We start from the raw sequence: 16,152 nt of genomic DNA, 5'->3' as shown, positions 1-16,152 counted from the left end.
GGGGAAAAAAAGACCCCCCCCCCCCCCCCCTCCCCCCCCCCCCCCCACCCCCCCCACACCCCCCCCCCCCCCCCCCCCCTCACCCCCCCCCCCCCCCCACCAACAACCCCCACCCCCCCCCCCCCCCCCCCCCCCCCCCCCCCCCCCCCCCCCCGTTCGGGTTCTTGCGTGGTGCGGTGTGGCGGTTAGCTCTTCGCCTCGCGGTTGAAGGCGGAGCGGGCCCAGAAGTAGCCGAGGACGCTGAGGACGACGCCCCAGCCGAGCGCGAGCCACGCGCTGTTGCCGATCTCCGTACCCATGAGCAGGCCCCGGAGGGTGTCGGTCATCGGGGTGAAGGGCTGGTACTCGGCGAACCAGCGCAGTCCGACCGGCATGGACTCCGGCGGGACGATGGCGCTGCCGAGGAAGGGCAGGAAGGTCAGCGGCATGGGCGCGTTGCTCGCCGCCTCCACGCTGCTGGAGCCCAGACCGATCGCCGCGGACAGCCAGCTGAGGCCGAAGGCGAGCAGGGCCAGGATGCCGAGGGCGGCGATCCACTCGACGACGGTGGCGTTGGGCCGGAAGCCCACCAGGAGCGCGACGGCGATGACCAGGACCAGGCTGATCATGGTCTGGATGACATTGCCCACCACGTGCCCGGTCAGCACCGAGGAGCGCGCGATCGACATGGTCCGGAAGCGGTTGATGATGCCTTCGGTCATGTCCGTGCAGACCGACACGGCCGTCGAGACCGCGCCGGCGGTGGCCGCCATCAGGAGGATGCCGGGGGCCACGAAGTTGGTGTAGTCGCCGCGGTCACCCGTACCGCCACCGGGCAGTTCGATGCCGGCGCCGAGCGCACCGCCGAAGACGTAGACGAACAGCAGGAGCATCAGGATCGGCATCGCGACGATCGAGATCGTCATCGAGGGGTAGCGCTGTGCGTGCTTGAGGTTGCGGCGCAGCATCGTCATCGAGTCGCGCATCGCGTACGTGGTGCTCATCGGCGGGCCTCCTGCGCCGTGTTGGCGGGGCTGGGAACGGTGGTCGCGTGGTGGCGCGACCCGTCACCGGTGAGGGCGAGGAAGACGTCGTCCAGGTCGGGCGTGTGGACGGTCAGCGCGTCCGCCGTGACACCGGCGCCCTCCAGCAGGTCGAGCACGGCGCGCAGCGCGGGGATGCTGCCGTCGCTCGGGATCTGCAGGGTGAGCTTCTCCTCGTCGCGGGCGCCCTCGTCGAGCCCGAGCCGGCGGGAGGCGGCGTCGAGGCTGTGCTCGTCGGCGAAGCTGAGGCGGATGTGCCCGCCGGGGATGCGGCGCTTGAGCTCGTCCGCGGTGCCCTCGGCGACGATCTTGCCCTTGTCGAGGACGGCGATCCGGTCGGCGAGCTGGTCGGCCTCCTCCAGGTACTGCGTGGTGAGGAAGATGGTCACGCCCTGGGCGGTGAGCTGCTGGATCAGGTGCCACATGGTGCGGCGGCTGCGCGGGTCGAGGCCGGTGGTCGGCTCGTCGAGGAAGATCAGGCTCGGGTTGCCGACGAGGGTCATCGCCAGGTCCAGCTTGCGGCGCATGCCCCCGGAGAAGGTGGAGGCCATCTTGCCGGCCACCTCGGTGAGTTCGAACTGCCGGAGTAATTCGGCGGTGCGGCGCTTGCCCTCCGCGCGGTCGAGGTGGTGCAGGTCCGCCATGAGGAGCATGTTCTCCTCGGCGGTCAGCAGCCCGTCCACCGCCGCGAACTGGCCGGTGACACCGATCCGGGCCCGGATGGCGTCCGCGCTCCGCTCCAGCGAGTGCCCCACCACGGTCGCCTCGCCACCGTCGGCGGCGATGAGCGTGGAGAGGATCTGGACCGTGGTGGTCTTCCCCGCGCCGTTCGGACCGAGCAGCGCGAAGATCGTGCCCGCCTGCACGTGCAGGTCAATCCCGTCGAGTACGACCTTCTCGCCGTACGACTTGCGCAGGCCGACTGCGCTGATCCCCTTGGGCGGGGCCATCTGTTCGGTCGCGGCACTCATCGTGCCCCCTCCATTTCGTAGCTGTTGCGAGGCAGAGCTCTGACGTCAGGCGCCGTGCGCACGCTGGATGGTGATGTCACCGAGGCTGGTCCTCGCGTGCACCTTGACGGTCTCCGCACCCTCTGTGGGGCCTTCGGCGGATCCGAGGGTGCTGTAGACCGTGCCGGACTGGGAGTTGATGTCGAGCCAGGCGGCAGTCCCCTGGCGAATCCCGACTTCGAGGTTGCCGGCCTTAGTCTGAAGCTCGACCGTGCCGCGCGCCACTTCCTCGATGCGTACGTTGCCATTCGAGCTCTTTGACGTCACCGACCCTTGCGCCCGGCCGACGGTGATGTTTCCATTGGCGACCTTCAGCCGCAGATCGCCCGCCACGTCGTCCAGCCACGTGTTGCCGTTGGAGTTCTTGATGTCGGCGTCGCCGCCGATCGTGCGGACCCGCACGTCGCCCGACCCTGTGGTGACGTCGACGTCGCCCGTCGCCGTGTCGAGCTGCACGTCCCCGTGCTGGGTCTTCAGCCGCACCGGACCGGCCTGGTCGAGCCGGATGTCGCCGGCGCTGGTGCGGACCTCGCACTCGCCCAGCGTCCCCTTGCAGCTGATGTCGCCCATCTCCAGCGTCCCGAGGAGCCGCGAACCCTGCGGCAGCGAGACCTCGACCAGGACCGAACCGCGGGCGGAGAACAGCCCGCGCGCCTTCGGCGTACGGACCGTCAGCGTGCCGTCGGAGAAGTCGACCTTGGTCTCGTCGGCGGCGCGCTGGTCGTCCTTGTCCCCGGCGGTGCGCGGGTGGATCTCGACCACCGCGTCGGTGCGGTCCCCGGCACTGATCCGGGCGACACCGACCTCCACGTGGATGTTCGCGGTGATGGGTCCCTTGGTGTCGTAAGAAGGCATGACTGTCCCGTCCTCGTGAGTCTGGTGATCGCCCCCGCTCCGGGGACGTGAAGATTGACGCGAGAGTGATCGGCCCCTCGCACGCCGAAACAGTGCTCCGGTAGGGCTGTGGGGCTAGCTCACCCAGCCCGTGAAGCTCTTCCTGCCACCGCCCCGCTGCGGCGCCGGCGCGTCACCCTGCCGTCCGCCGCCGGGCTCGAGCGCACCCGAAACGGCCCTGACGAGCCAGGCGTTGAGCGACAGCCCCTCCCGCGCGGCCGCCTGCTCGGCGCGTGCCTTGACGTGGCCGGGGAGTCGGAGGTTGATGCGTGCGGTACTGCTGTCCTCTCCTTCCGGCGCGATCGGCACGGCGGGCAGGGCATGCGCTTCCTCGTAGCCCTGCGCCACGAAGGGCTCGTCCTTCGGCGGCGCCGTCACGACGAACTCGGGCTCCAGCCCGCGCAGCCGTACGTCCACCGAGCCCGGAGCGAGCTCCCGGGTGACCTCGCCCATGGCATCCGACAGGGCGTTCAGGAGGGTGAGTCTGGCTGCCGACTCTAGCGGTGCGGTGATGCGCTCGGCGAGAGCACGGGCATCGTCGCCACCCGCTTCGGCGGCCACCGCGAGCTCGTGCCGAAGACTGGCGACATAGGGCGTGAGGTCCATGTCCCACAGCATGACACACACGTGGCGCCATGGCGAGCCAATCTGGCGCCACATCTGCCACCACTCACAAAGCCGCAGGTCAGGAGCGGTGCCATCATTGCGCCACCCTGAGCCAGACGGCGCCACCGCCCCGGGGCCGCGCCACTCCGGCACCACGAGGCGCCACGCGGCACCACGTACGGGCCCCTCCGCGTGGCGCACCACGGCCCGTCCCGTCGACAGGACAAAGCCCCCGGCGCATCCCGAAACAGGTTCAGGTACGCCGGGGGCTCCCCCGCACGATCGGCTGGACACTCCCCTACGGCCACAGCTCCAACAGGGCGTCCAGGGTGAGCTTCCACATCGGCTCGGCACCCGTCCCGAACGCGGCGGCGAGCGCGTACCCGACGGCCGCGTCGTCGGCCCCCGGTTCGCCCTTCCACTCGACGGACACCCGGCCGTCCCCGCTCGACGAGAAGACCCCGAGGACCGTTCCGTCCCGCAGCAGCCTGCTCCCGTCGAGCGAGTCGGGGACCAACCGGTACGCGCCGACATCCACCCGGTAGGACTTCCGCGTCAGGAACCCCTTGGCGGGCCGCAACGCCGCCTCCGCCCCGCCGACGGTCATCGACAGGTGATCCGGGTCCCGCGTCCCGATCGGCACGTGGCTCTCCACCGACGCACCTGCGGCCCGCCTCACCTCGACCCGCACGACCCGCTCCCCGTCCACGACGAGACACCCGCCGTCGTGGTCGAGTTCGACATCGACCTCACCGAACAGCGGATCCTGGGCGGGTACGTACGAGAAGGGGGTGCTCATCGGCCGGCGGGCCAGGGGACCTCGGTCTCGACGGGCGCGGGGTAGTCGACGCCGGGGGCGCTGAAGCCGTACAGCTGCCGGACGCTGTCACGGAACCACTCCAGGTCGGCGAGGTCCGTGATGGTCGCGGTGGTGGCGGTCCGCCAGCGGTCCGCGACCGCCTCCTGCACCTCGGGCGCGAGCTCCCACGTGTCGAGCCGGACCCGGCCCTCGTCGTCCGTCACGAGCGGCCGCACACCGGTGAGCTGGTCCCACAGCTCCGCCAGCTGGTCGACCGGGGAGACCATGCGGTCCCCGAGGACGCCCCGCAGCAGCCCCGTGTACAGGGCGATGCCGGGAATGGCCGTCGACGACTGGGTGACGGCGGCTCCGTTGACCGAGGTCACCGCGCGCCCCCCGCAGAGGTCGCGCAGTCGGATGTCGAGCTCCCGGGCGGTCTGCTCCAGGTGGGCCTTGGCGGCTCCGATGGTGCCTTCCCGGTAGATGTCGGCCGTCAGCGAAGAGCCGATGTACGAGAGGGCCGCCGTGCTGAAGCCGTCGGCGAGCAGTCCGCGGCCGGCCAGGTGGGACACCCACCGGGCCCAGTCCGTGCCGCCCATCACGGCGATCGTCTGCGCGATCTCGTTTTCGTCGGCCGGCTCGGTCGACACCTCACGGACGTCCGGCTTCCCGTCCTCGTCGAAGACGAGGGTCTTGGTACGCGCCGTCGCGCCGATCGGCTTGAGGGACGAGGAGAAGGTGGTTCCCGTCTCGGGGTCGGTGCGCCGGGGGGCCGCCACGGAGTAGATCAGGTGGTCGAGCCGGCCGAAGCGCTGCTTCACCAGGTCGGCCACCTGGTCCTTCATCTCGTCGGAGAAGGCGTCGCCGTTGAGGAAGTGCATCTCCCGTCCGGCGTTCTGGGCCAGTTCGGCGGTCGCCGCGGTGCGGTACCACCCCGCGGTGCCGGTGCGGCGCTCGGTCGGCGCCTTCTCGAAGGAGACACCGATACCGCGGATGCCCGCGCGGGCGAGCCCGGCAACGGTGGCGGCCAGTCCGTAACCGGAGGACGACCCTATGATCAGGGCCACGGGCGCGTCATCAGCAAGGGCAGCCGCGGGCCGGGCGCCGACCGCCTGCCACATGTCGTTCACCAGACGGACGCAGCCGGCAGGGTGCGAGTCCAGGAACAGGAATCCCCGATTGCGGGGGGTGATGACGCGTTCGCTCATGAAACAGTCCTTGACGTGACGGCGGGCATGGTCTCAGGGCAGGGCAAAAGTGTACCGAAGGCACGGTCCGCGTAGATCAAAGGAGTGTCCGGCCCGCTGCGTTGAGCGTCCTTCACCGCTCCGAGCAGCAGGAAGTGGTCGCCGCCCCGGACCGTCTGCGTGACGTCGCAGGCGATCCATCCGAGGCAGCCGGCCAGCCGCGGCAGCCCGTCGTCGTCCTGCCAATTCGCACCGGCGAAGCGGTCCACCCCGGGGCGGGCGAAGCGGCCGGCCAGTCCCTGCTGCGACGCGGCCAGCACGTTCACCCCGAACCGCCCCGAGCGGACGATCTTGGGGAGCAGAGTCGAGTTCTCGCTCAGTGCGACGGTGACCATCGGGGGGTCGAGGGAGAGGGAGGCGAACGCGGTGACGGTGGTCCCGTGCGGGGCGCCTTCGTCGAAGGCGGTCACGATCGTCACCGGGCCGCCCACACCCGCCATCACGTCCTTGAAACGGGACTTCGCCAGGGTGGCGGTCATGCGGGGCACCGCTGCTCCCCCGCCGCCGCTCGCCCCGTCCGGAAGCGCGACGCGCAGTGCAGGAACGCGTCGTTGGAGGCGGGGTCCCCGATGGTGACCCGGACGCCTTCGCCGGGGAACGCCATGACGGACACGCCCGCCGCGGCGCACAGGTCGGCGAACTCCGCGGTGTGTTCGCCGAGGCGCAGCCACACGAAGTTCGCGTGCGCCGGCTCGACGGTCCACCCCTGAGCCGTCAGCTCCCCCGACACACGGCCGCGTTCGGCCTTCACCGCGGTGACCCGCTCGCGCAGGGCGGATCCGGCGCGCAGCGAGGCGACGGCCGCGTCCTGGGCGAGCTGGCTCACGCCGAAGGGGACCGCGGCCTTGCGCAGGGCCGCGGCCACCGGCTCGTGCGCGACGGCGTACCCGACCCGCATGCCCGCCAGACCGTGGGCCTTGGAGAACGTGCGCAGCACGCAGACGTTGGGGCGGTCGCGGTAGAACCCGATGCCGTCGGGGTGGTCGGGGTCGTCGGCGAACTCGACGTACGCCTCGTCCAGGACCACCAGGACGTCCGCCGGCACCCGGTCCAGGAACGTCTCCAGCTCGGCGCGGCCCACGAGGGTGCCGGTCGGGTTGTTGGGGTTGCAGACGATGATCAGCCGGGTCCGCTCGGTGACGGCCTCGGCCATGGCCCGGAGGTCGTGGCGTTCGTCTCCCGTCAGCGGCACCTGAACCGGTACGGCGCCGGCGAGCCGGGTCATCACCGGGTACGCCTCGAAGGATCGCCAGGCGAAGAGGACTTCGTCCCCCGGGCCGACGGCGATCTGCAGCAGCTGCTGGGTGACGCCGACCGAGCCGGTGCCCACCGCTATGTGCGCGGCGGGGACGTCCAGCCGGGCGGCGAGTTCGGCGGCCAGCTCGCGGCACCCCATGTCGGGATACCGGTTGACCTGCCCGGCCGTGGCCGCGAGCCGCTCCAGGACACCGGGCAGCGGCGGGTAGGGGTTCTCGTTGGCGGCCAGCCGGTGGACCGGTGCCGTGCCGGTGGGGACCCGCGGCGGTGTGTAGCCGGGGACGGCGTCCAGCGCCGGGCGCAGTCGGGGGCCGGTGGTGCTCGGCATCATGCCTCTTCCGTGGTCGGGGACATCAGGGGGTGCTCGGGGTGAAGGCGACGGGCAGCCTGCTGACGCCGGTGAGGAAGTTGGACCGCGAGTACTCCACCTCACCGGTCAGGCTGACGGAGCCCACCTGGTCCCGTATCTCCTCGAAGAGGATCTGCATCTCGATCCGGGCGAGCGCGCCGCCCAGGCAGAAATGCGGTCCGAAGCCGTACGCCATGTGCTTGTTGGGCGTGCGGGCGAGGTCGAAGGCGTAGGGGTCCTCGAACACCTCCTCGTCCCGGTTGGCCGCGCCGATCCACAGGGTGACGATGTCGCCCGCGGCGATCCGGGACCCCCGGACGGTGGTGTCGGCCGTCGCCACCCGCGCGATGTGCAGCGCGGGCGAGGTCCAGCGGACGATCTCCTCCACGGCGCTGTCGATGACGTCGGGCCGCTCCTTGAGCACCCGCCACTGGTCCGGGTGCTCGATCAGGGCGAGCAGGCCGCCCGCGCCCGAGAAGCGGGTGGTCTCGTCGCCGCCGATGATGAGGTTGTAGCAGTTGAGGAAGACCTCGACCTCGCTCAGCGGCCGCCCGTCGAGCGTGCCGTTCGCGAGCATGCTCACGGCGTCGTCCTGCGGGTTCGCCCGGCGCTCGGGCACGAGCTTCGCGTAATAGTTCATGATGTCGCTCTGCGCCCTGGCGGCCTCCATCGGCGTGCTGTCCGCGTCGAGCGCCGCCGAGGTGAGCTCCAGCATGCGCGGCCGGTCCTCGACGGGGACGGCGAGCAGTTCGCAGATCGCCTCCAGCGGGATGCGCGCCGCGATGTCCGCCACGAAGTCGCAGCCGCCGCGTTCGACGGCCTCCGCGACCAGCCGCCGCGCGACCGTTCGGACGCTGTCGGCGATACGGCGCATCGACCGTGCAGAGAAGCCGCCCTGGAGGATGCGGCGCAGGTCCCGGTGGCGCGGCGGGTCGGTGACGGCCAGCATCTGCCCGCCGGCGGGGTCGCCGCCGGCCAGCAGGGTGCCCAGGATGTTGCCGCGGGCCGAGCTGAAGGTGGTGGTGTCCTTGAACACCTCCATGATGTCCGCGTACCGGGACAGCACCCAGAACCCGGGGACGCCGGGGGTGGGTTCGTGCCAGCCGACCGGGCTCTCGTTCTGCAGTCGCCGCCACAGCCGGGGCTGGTCGTCCACCGCGTAGACGTCGGGGTTCAGCAGGTCGACGCCGACGGGCGTCCGGTCGCCGCTCACCTGCCGCCGTCCTCTGCGGCCGCCACGCTCACCGGACGCAGGTCGGTCCAGTTGCCGGTGATGAAGTCGAGGCACTCCTGCCGGGTGCCCGCCTCCCGCAGGGTGTCCCAGCCCTGGGGGACGTCCAGCGTCTGCGGCCAGAGGCAGTGCTGGCCCTCGTGGTTGGCCAGCACGCGGTAGCTGCCGTCCGGGTCGTCGAACGGATGGGTCACGGTCGTCTCCGCAGGGTGTCGTGCGGCCCGGGAGGGCCGGGTGTGGCGTGTCGCTTCTTGTCTTCGCTGCCGGTCATCCGTCCGCCATCCGCTCGCCGACGGCCGCGCCGATCTCGGCCAGCGGCTTGGGGTGGATGATGCTGTTGTGCCCGTAGGGCATCGGGCGGTCCTCGATCCGGCCGGTGCTGAACCTCCGCCAGCTGCGCGTCACCGCGTCCACGTCGCGGTCGTCCCCGTCCGCGTGGAAGAGGAGCAGGTCGCCTTCGTACGGGGTGAGTTCGCAGGCGCGCAGCTTGATGTTGTTCGCGGCGATCGCGACGAGCGAGGTGATGCTCTCCTCCGTGAGGCTGCCCAGGGGGCTGCCCTCGCTGCGCAGGATTCGAAGCGCCTCGGTGCGGGTCAGTTCCTCGTGGACGGGGCCCTCGTATCCGGCGTCGGCGAGCAGGGCGCCGAGCATCTCCTTCTCGACGTTCAGGTCGTCACCGAATTCCGGGTCGAGCTCCGGGTCGGCCGGCCAGGCGTCGATCATGGCCAGTACGCCGACCTGGTGGCCCTCGGCGGTCAGCCTGGTCGCCATGGCGTGGGCGATCACACCGCCGAACGACCAGCCGAGGAAGTGGTAGGGGCCGGCCGGCCGGATCTCGCGCACCTGCGCCAGGTAGTCGTCGACCATCTCGTCCAGCGTCGCCGGCAGCGGCTCCTCGCCGTTCAGCCCACGGGCCTGGATGCCGTAGACCGGGTGCCGGTCCGGCAGGCCGCCGAGCAGCCCGGAGTAACACCAGCTGATGCCGCCGCCGGGGTGCAGGCAGAACAGGGGGGCGGCGTCGCCCTCGCGGCGCAGCGGCAGCACCACGGCCAGCGGGTCCTGTGCCGTCATCGGATCGAGCTGCCGGGCCAGGCCCGCGATCGTGGGGTTCTCGAAGAGCGAGGCGATCGTCAGGTCCACGCCGAGCTCGGCACGGAGCCGGCTGAGCAGCATGGCCGCGCGCAGCGAGTGCCCGCCGATGTCGAAGAAGTTGTCGTGGACGCCGACCTCGCCGAGGCCCAGCAGATCGCACCAGATGGCGGCGATGGCCTGTTCGGCCGCGCTGCGCGGTCGGTCGTCGGCCGCTGCGGCCGTGGCACCGGCGCCGCCCGCCTCGGCGAGGCGCCGGCGGTCGATCTCTCCGCTCTCGGTGCGGGGCAGTTCGGTGACCGCGGTGAATTCGCAGTGCGTGAGGGTTCCGTAGCGGTCGGGCAGGGCGAGGGCGCCCCGGCCTTCGCCGGCGGACCCGTCGGTGCGGTAGCCGACCAGCCGGTGCAGCGCCGCGGCGGGGGTCAGCAGCCGGCCGGCCGGCCACGGCGCGGTGTGGTCCACGCCGATCAGCACCTGCGGAGTGGCGTGCCGCAGGGCGACGTCGAGGGAGGCGACGCCCTGCTCGGGGGCGAGGACGCGGTATCCGCGGGCCTCGGTCAGGGCCTTCAGGGCGTAGCCGTGGCTGAGGCCCAGTTCGTCCCACATGGTCCAGCCCAGGCTCTGGGCGCGCATGCCGTGCGCGGTGGACTGGTGGACGGCCAGCGCGTCCAGGAAGGCGTTGGCGGCGGCGTAGCCGGCGACGTTGGCGCCGCCGAAGAAGCCGTTGACCGAGGAGTAGGACAGGAAGCGGGCGCCCGGCCGGTCCTTGACCAGGTGGTGCAGGACGGCGGCGCCGAGCACCTTGGCCCGGGTGACCTCCGCCCAGTCGGCCTCGCCCGCCTCGGTCACCGGCGCCTCGTGGAAGTGGCCGGCGAGGTGGAGCACGGTGGTCGCCGGCGCCGCGAAGTGCTCCTCGGCCTGCTGGACGGCCGTGCGGACGGCTGCCTCGTCGGTGACGTCGGCGGCCGCGTACCGGACGTCGCCCAAGGCGCGCAGCCGCCGCAGGACGGCGATCCGCTCGGCGGCCGTCCCGCCGGATGCGAGGGTCTCGTCCCAGGCCTCCTCGGCCGGCAGGGGGGTGCGCCCCAGCAGCAGCAGTCGTACGCCGTACGCGGACAGCAGGTGGGCCGCGGTCTCGGCGGCGAGGCCGCCCAGGCCGCCGCTGACCACGACGAGTTCGCCGCGGCGGAGTCCGGTGGTCGCGGCCGGGGCCGCGGGAAGCCGTTCGATGCGGCGCACCCAGCGCTCCGCGTCGCGCAGTGCCTGCTCGGGGTCGTCGGCCGCGGCGTCGAGGATCTCCAGGATCCGGTGCGCCGACTGGGCGGGTTCCCGCGGCTCCACGTCGAGGTGCGTGGCCCGCAGCCAGTCGTACTCCTGGCCGGCGGACTTCACCACGCCTGCCGAGGCGGCCCGCTCGGGCACCACGCGGTCGCCCTCGCGCACCCACTGGCTGTGGGCGGCGACCACGGTGAGGGCCACCGGCCGGCCTCCGGGGTTGGCCCGGACCAGGGCGCCGACGAGCTCCGCGAGGGCCAGCGGCCCCTCGCGGTAGGCCGCGGCGAGCTCCTCCGTGCTGGTCGGCAGCTCCTGGTACGGGGCGCAGCCGGCGAGGTGGACGACGCGGTCGACGGCGTCGGTGGTGCCGTACCGGCCCTGGGCGGCCGGGGTGTCCGGAGCGTACGCCGTACCGGCGGGCAGGACGGTGCAGCGCTCGCCGCGCTCGCGCAACAGGCCGGCCAGCGCGTCCGCCAGCCCGTGGCGGTCGGCGACGAGCAGGGTGTGGCCGGCGTCGGGGGTGACGGCGCGGGGGCCGGCGGCGGCCCGCTGCCACACCGGCCGGTGGAACCAGTTGGGCAGCGTCGCGTCGTCGTCCGTCCCGGCTCCGGTGCGCCGCAGCTCCGCCGCGAACTCCCCGGCCTCGAACCGCTCGCGCAGCAGGGTGCGCTGGATCTTGCCGATCTCGGTCTTGGGGATGCGGTCCCGGGTGACGGGCACCAGGTACGAGGCGTTGGCGCCGGTCTCGCGCAGGAGCTTGGCACGGACGAGGGGGATCGCCTCGGACTCGGCCACCCCGTCGGCGAGGCTGAAGAACAGGGCCAGCTCGTCCGTGGAACTGTCGGCGGTGCGCACCGCGCATGCCGCGGTGAAGGACCGTTCGACCTGGTCGAGCTCCTCGACGCACTCCTCCAGCTCATGGCTGTGGAAGTTGTGCCCGTTGATGATGATGGCGTCCTTGGCGCGGCCGGTGATCGTCAGTTTGCCGTCGCGCAGCACGGCGAGGTCTCCGGTCTCGAACCAGCCGTCCTCCGTGAACGAACTGGCGTTCTGCTCGGGGTTCAGGTGGTATCCGGAGGTGACGGCCGGGCCCTTGACCTGGAGCCGGCCGGGCATCCCTTCGCGGACGACCGCGTCGTCCCCGTCCACGATCCGCATGGTGAAGCCGGGGAAGGGAGCGCCGACGCGGACGAACTGGTCGTCGTCTCCGGTGACCTCCGGATCGAAGCGGTCGTCGACCTCGCCCGAGGACGTCTCCGACATGCCCCACGCGGGGCGCATGGCGGTGGAGGGCAGTCCGAGCGGGGCCAGGGCCTTCATGAAACGCCGTGTGACCCGGGGGACTATGGCCTCACCACCGTTGATGATCACGCGCAGGGCGCTCAGGTCCCCGTCCTGCCCGGCGAGCAGGTCGGCGCGCTCGGCGATCAGGCCGAAGGCGAAGTTCGGGGCCCATGTGGTCGTCACCCGGTGTTCGGCCATCTTGGCGATCCAGCGCAGCGGTTCGGCGAGCACCCACTGGGTGGGGGCCTGGATCTGCCGGCAGCCGACGAATACGTCGCGGATGTGGGACATCACGATGCCGCCGACGTGGTCCAGGGGCATCCAGTTGAACGAGACGTCCCGCGGCGTCAGTTCGTAGACGTGGCGGGCGGCCGCCGAGCGGGTCAGGACGTTGCCGTGGCGCAGCTCGACCGCCTTGGGGCGGCCGGTGCTGCCGGAGGTGAGGAGGAGCAGGACCAGGTCCTCGGCCCGGGATTCGTGCCAGTCGGTGGCCTCCGGAGCCTCGCGCAGGTCGTCGAGTACGGCGAGGCGGAGGTCGTTCCAGCCCAGCCGGCTCCCCAGGCCCCGCAGCGGGCCCGCGAGGCTGCGGTCCGTGAGCAGCAAGGGCCCGGACAGCAGCGCCCAGGCTCCGGCGAGCTTGTTGGTGGCGGCGGTGTCCTCCGCGTAGGTGGGCGACACGGCGAGCGGCACGCTGACGAATCCGCCCAGCACACAGGCCCAGAGGCCGGTCACGAAGTCACGGTTGTCCTCGAGCTGGAGGATCACCTTGTCGCCCGGACGGGCGCCCAGGGCACGCAGTCCGCCCAGGACCCGGGATGCCTCGTCGCGCAGCCGGGCATAGGACTGCCGGTGCTCGGTCCCGTCGGGGGCGACGTAGACGATGTCTCCGGAGGCCGGGTCGGCGGCGACCCGGCGGAGCACCTCGGCCAGGTTGGCGGCGCCGGGGTCCAGCGCGGGCCCGCCGCTGCTGATCGCCGGCACGTCCGGGTACCCGGCGCCGCCTTCGCCGGCGGCCGGGGTCTCCTCGACGGTGGTGTCGCGGGGAAGGGTCCGCAGGTTGACGAAGTCGTCGGCGGCAGGCGCCGGGTCGCTCTCCGCGACCACGACCGCGGCCGGGACACCCCGCTCGGCGAGCGCCTGTTCCCAGGCGCCGGCCAGCTCGTCGTCGAGGACGGGCAGCTCGCCCAGCGCAGCGGTGTCCACGCGGCCGCCGGGGGTGCGGGGCAGGGCGGTGACGAACACGACCGCGGCCAGGGCGGCGCCGCCGGGCAGGGCCGCACGCGCGGCCTGCGCGACGCGCTGCGACGTCACCTGTCCCGAGCGGACGGCGTAGGCGACCAGCTCGGTGTGTCCGGCGGTGGAGCGGCGCTCGACGACCGCGCAGCCGGCGATCGCCGGCTCGGCCAGGATCGCCGCGGTCACCTCGGCGATGTCGACGGGCAGCCCGGCCACGACGGCGGTCCCCGGGAGGCGGCCGAGGAGTTCGAGCTTCCCGTCGGCGGTGATCCTGCCGCTGTCACCGCAGGCGGCCCACGTCACCGGGCCGTTGCCGGCGGCGCGGTGGGCCAGGCCGGGACCGGCGGCGTGCACGCCGGCGGGGACACCGACCGGGACGGGGGCGCCGTGCGCGTTCAGCAGCCGGACCGGGCGCAGCGGAGTGAACAGGAGGGCCGGGTCCGCCGGGGCGGGGTCGGCGACACCGGTGGGCCCGGTCTGCGGGGTGGCGTACACCCAGCGCGGCGCCGTCCCGAAGCGGTCGTGGCAGCGGTGGGCCAGGGCGGGCGACGCCGTGGAGGGCAGGCACAGCAGGGCCCGCGGTGAGGGGGCCGGGGCGTCCGCGGTGAGGAGGCCGGTCAGGTCGGAGTCGGCGGCGATCACGACGGTGGCGCCCTCGGGGGTGACGCGGCCGTCGGCGGCTGCCAGGCTCGCACCGTGGCAGACCGGAAGCAGCGCCTCCCACACGGCGCGTTCCTGGCCCCAGGGCGCGTGCCGGGCGACGACGTCGCCGGCGGTCAGGGCGGCCAGCCCGGCGAGCCGTGCCAGCCGGTCGGCGAGCCCCGCGTGGTCGAGGACGAGGGGGCCGCCCGGCACGTCCAGCAGGAGGGCGGGCTCGGAACCGGCGGGCGGCGCGGGCGCCTCCGCCCCGCGCGGGTCGGCTGCGCCCGGGCCGGTGGCGCCCGGGCCGGTGGCGCCCGGGCCAGTGGCACCCGGGTCGACGGTGCCCGGGTCGACTGCGGTGAGGCCTTCGGCCCAGTCGCCGTCCGCACCACGGGTGAGCAGCAGGCCGAGCCCCGTACGGCGGACCGTGCGGCGCAGCAGTGCCGGGTCGTCGGACGGGTTCAGGGGCACGCAGACGCCCCCCGTTTCCAGGACGGCGAGGGTGGCGACCAGTTCGTCGACGGCTCCGTCGAGGTGTACGCCGACCCGCGCGCCGGGGGCGAGTCCGGCGGCGCGCAGCCGCGCCGCCACGGTGCCCGCGCGCGTGGCGAGCTCCGCGTAGGACAGGACGGCGCCGGGGACTCGTACGGCCGTGGCGTCGGGGCGGGCCGCCACCTGGGCGGCGAAGAGGCCCGGCACGGTGGCGACGTCGGACCGGGGTGCGGCCGCGGGGCTGCCGACCGCGTCCAGGACCCGGCGGTCGTCGTCCGTGAGGAGGGACAGTTCCCCGACGCGGCGGGAGGGGTCCGCCAGCGCCTCTTCGAGCACCCGGGTGAGGTGCGCGGCCATGCGCTCCATGGTGACGCGGTCGAACAGGTCGGTGCTGTAGACGAAGGAGCCGCGCAGCCGGTCCGGGTCGTCCCAGCAGTGGACCTCCAGGTCGAAGCGGGCGGTGCCCTCCTCGACGGCGATCCGCTCGGCGCGCACGCCTTCCAGACCGAAGCCGCCGAGCTCGTAGTTCTGCAGCGCGAAGGTCACCTGGAACAGCGGGTTGGCACCGATGCCCCGCTGTGGTGCGACGTCTTCGACGATCTTCTCGAACGGGATGTCGTCGTGGGCGTAGGCGCCCTGGCTCATCTCGCGTACGCGGCCCAGGAGTCCGGTGAAGGACGGGTTGCCCGAGAGGTCCGCGCGCATCGGCAGGGTGTTGACGAAGGAGCCGATGAGCGGCTGGGTCTGGGCGTCGTCGCGCCCGGCCATCGGGGTGCCGAGGACGAAGTCGTCCTGTCCGGTGTAGTGGTGGAGCATCGTGGAGACACCGGCGAACAGCGCCATGTACAGGGTGACGCCCTGGGCCCGGCACATCTCCTTCAGGCGCCGGGTGATCTCCTCGTCGAAGGTGAAGTCGAAGCGGGCGCCGCCGAACGAGCGGGTCTCGGGGCGGGGCCGGTCGGTGGCGAGCCGCAGTTCGGGCAGGTCGCCGCCCAGTTGCGTGCGCCAGTAGTCCAGACCGTCCTCCAGCGCCTGGCCGCGCAGCTGTTCGGTCTGCCATTCCGCGTAGTCGCCGTACTGGATGGACAGCTCCGGCAGCCGCGGGGACTCCCCTGCCCGGCGGGCGTTGTAGGCCTCGGCCAGCTCCTTCAGGAAGATGCCCAGGGACCAGCCGTCCACGACGATGTGGTGCATCGACAGGACCAGGAGGTGGTCTCCGGGGGCGCTGCGCACCAGGGCGGCGCGCAGCAGCGGGCCGTTCTCCAGGTCGAAGGGGGCCTGGATGAGTCCGGTGAGCTGCTCGCGCACCGCGGGCGCCTCGTGCGGGGCGCTCCCGTCGTCCCCGGAGCCGGCGGCCTCGTGCACGGAGAGTTCGATGTCCACGGCGTCGGCGACGACCTGGCGCAGTTCCCCATCGTTCTCGCGGAAGGTGGTGCGCAGTGCCTCGTGGCGCCGGACGACGTCGTTCAGTGCCTGCCGGAGCACGGCGGTGTCCAGCTCACCGGTGAGCCGGTGCACCATCGACACGTTGTAGAAGGCGCTCTGCGGGCTCAGGCAGTAGAAGAACCACAGTCCCTGCTGGGCGTAGGTGGCCGGGAACTCCAGGACGCCGGCCGCCTCTTCGGGGGCCGTCCGCACATCGGTGGCGGGCTCCTGCGTCTCGCTCGTGGAAGCTGACGACATGGGTGTACTCCTTGGCGACTAGCACCCGGCTCTGCG

The 16,152-nt window shown here is 72.7% G+C and carries 11 protein-coding genes; all 11 read right to left on the bottom strand.

The window, feature by feature from the left end; translation table 11 throughout:
* Positions 1-185: 185 nt before the first annotated feature.
* Entirely contained in the window at positions 186-983 is a 798-nt protein-coding gene (locus tag ACZ4VT_RS10775) for an ABC transporter permease (RefSeq protein ID WP_362804383.1), read from the bottom strand.
* The gene (locus ACZ4VT_RS10770; protein ID WP_467948401.1) at positions 980-1,993 is read right to left on the bottom strand and encodes an ATP-binding cassette domain-containing protein; all 1,014 of its coding nucleotides are present in this window, start codon (positions 1,991-1,993) and stop codon (positions 980-982) included. Before ACZ4VT_RS10770 ends, ACZ4VT_RS10775 begins: the two co-directional genes overlap by 4 nt.
* Positions 1,994-2,038: 45 nt before the next feature.
* A complete protein-coding gene (locus ACZ4VT_RS10765) occupies positions 2,039-2,887 on the bottom strand; it encodes a DUF4097 family beta strand repeat-containing protein (protein ID WP_030715720.1) in 849 nt (282 codons plus the stop codon).
* A 114-nt stretch (positions 2,888-3,001) separates the two neighbouring features.
* Positions 3,002-3,532, bottom strand: coding sequence for a toxin-antitoxin system HicB family antitoxin (locus tag ACZ4VT_RS10760; protein ID WP_362804392.1), 531 nt, complete (start codon positions 3,530-3,532; stop codon positions 3,002-3,004).
* 298 nt (positions 3,533-3,830) lie between these two features.
* Complete coding sequence (locus ACZ4VT_RS10755; RefSeq protein ID WP_467948400.1) at positions 3,831-4,331, bottom strand: hypothetical protein; 501 nt, start codon at positions 4,329-4,331, stop codon at positions 3,831-3,833.
* Entirely contained in the window at positions 4,328-5,539 is a 1,212-nt protein-coding gene (gene fabV / locus ACZ4VT_RS10750; protein ID WP_467948398.1) for an enoyl-[acyl-carrier-protein] reductase FabV, read from the bottom strand. Before fabV ends, ACZ4VT_RS10755 begins: the two co-directional genes overlap by 4 nt.
* Complete coding sequence (locus tag ACZ4VT_RS10745) at positions 5,536-6,057, bottom strand: flavin reductase family protein (protein WP_467948396.1); 522 nt, start codon at positions 6,055-6,057, stop codon at positions 5,536-5,538. The genes fabV and ACZ4VT_RS10745 overlap by 4 nt, the downstream gene beginning before the upstream one ends.
* A complete protein-coding gene (gene hisC / locus ACZ4VT_RS10740; RefSeq protein ID WP_467948394.1) occupies positions 6,054-7,163 on the bottom strand; it encodes a histidinol-phosphate transaminase in 1,110 nt (369 codons plus the stop codon). Before hisC ends, ACZ4VT_RS10745 begins: the two co-directional genes overlap by 4 nt.
* A 25-nt stretch (positions 7,164-7,188) precedes the next feature.
* Positions 7,189-8,397 (bottom strand): cytochrome P450, encoded by a 1,209-nt coding sequence (locus tag ACZ4VT_RS10735; RefSeq protein ID WP_467948392.1) that lies wholly within the window; start codon positions 8,395-8,397, stop codon positions 7,189-7,191.
* Complete coding sequence (locus tag ACZ4VT_RS10730; protein ID WP_362804410.1) at positions 8,394-8,609, bottom strand: MbtH family protein; 216 nt, start codon at positions 8,607-8,609, stop codon at positions 8,394-8,396. The genes ACZ4VT_RS10735 and ACZ4VT_RS10730 overlap by 4 nt, the downstream gene beginning before the upstream one ends.
* Positions 8,610-8,682: 73 nt before the next feature.
* Positions 8,683-16,116 (bottom strand): SDR family NAD(P)-dependent oxidoreductase, encoded by a 7,434-nt coding sequence (locus tag ACZ4VT_RS10725; protein ID WP_467948390.1) that lies wholly within the window; start codon positions 16,114-16,116, stop codon positions 8,683-8,685.
* Positions 16,117-16,152 lie beyond the last annotated feature (36 nt).

The organism is Streptomyces sp. NPDC029164, assembly GCF_055563995.1.
The sequence above is the reverse complement of the archived record's forward strand: the minus strand, read 5'-3'. Positions and strand labels throughout refer to the sequence as shown.

Excerpts from the sequence above, each read along its gene's own strand:
- ACZ4VT_RS10725 (WP_467948390.1), bottom strand. The coding sequence starts at position 16,116 with ATGTCGTCAGCTTCCACGAGCGAGACGCAGGAGCCCGCCACCGATGTG.
- fabV (WP_467948398.1), bottom strand. The coding sequence starts at position 5,539 with ATGAGCGAACGCGTCATCACCCCCCGCAATCGGGGATTCCTGTTCCTG.
- ACZ4VT_RS10765 (WP_030715720.1), bottom strand. The coding sequence starts at position 2,887 with ATGCCTTCTTACGACACCAAGGGACCCATCACCGCGAACATCCACGTG.
- ACZ4VT_RS10760 (WP_362804392.1), bottom strand. The coding sequence starts at position 3,532 with ATGGACCTCACGCCCTATGTCGCCAGTCTTCGGCACGAGCTCGCGGTG.
- ACZ4VT_RS10755 (WP_467948400.1), bottom strand. The coding sequence starts at position 4,331 with ATGAGCACCCCCTTCTCGTACGTACCCGCCCAGGATCCGCTGTTCGGT.
- ACZ4VT_RS10770 (WP_467948401.1), bottom strand. The coding sequence starts at position 1,993 with ATGAGTGCCGCGACCGAACAGATGGCCCCGCCCAAGGGGATCAGCGCA.
- ACZ4VT_RS10775 (WP_362804383.1), bottom strand. The coding sequence starts at position 983 with ATGAGCACCACGTACGCGATGCGCGACTCGATGACGATGCTGCGCCGC.
- hisC (WP_467948394.1), bottom strand. The coding sequence starts at position 7,163 with ATGCCGAGCACCACCGGCCCCCGACTGCGCCCGGCGCTGGACGCCGTC.
- ACZ4VT_RS10745 (WP_467948396.1), bottom strand. The coding sequence starts at position 6,057 with ATGACCGCCACCCTGGCGAAGTCCCGTTTCAAGGACGTGATGGCGGGT.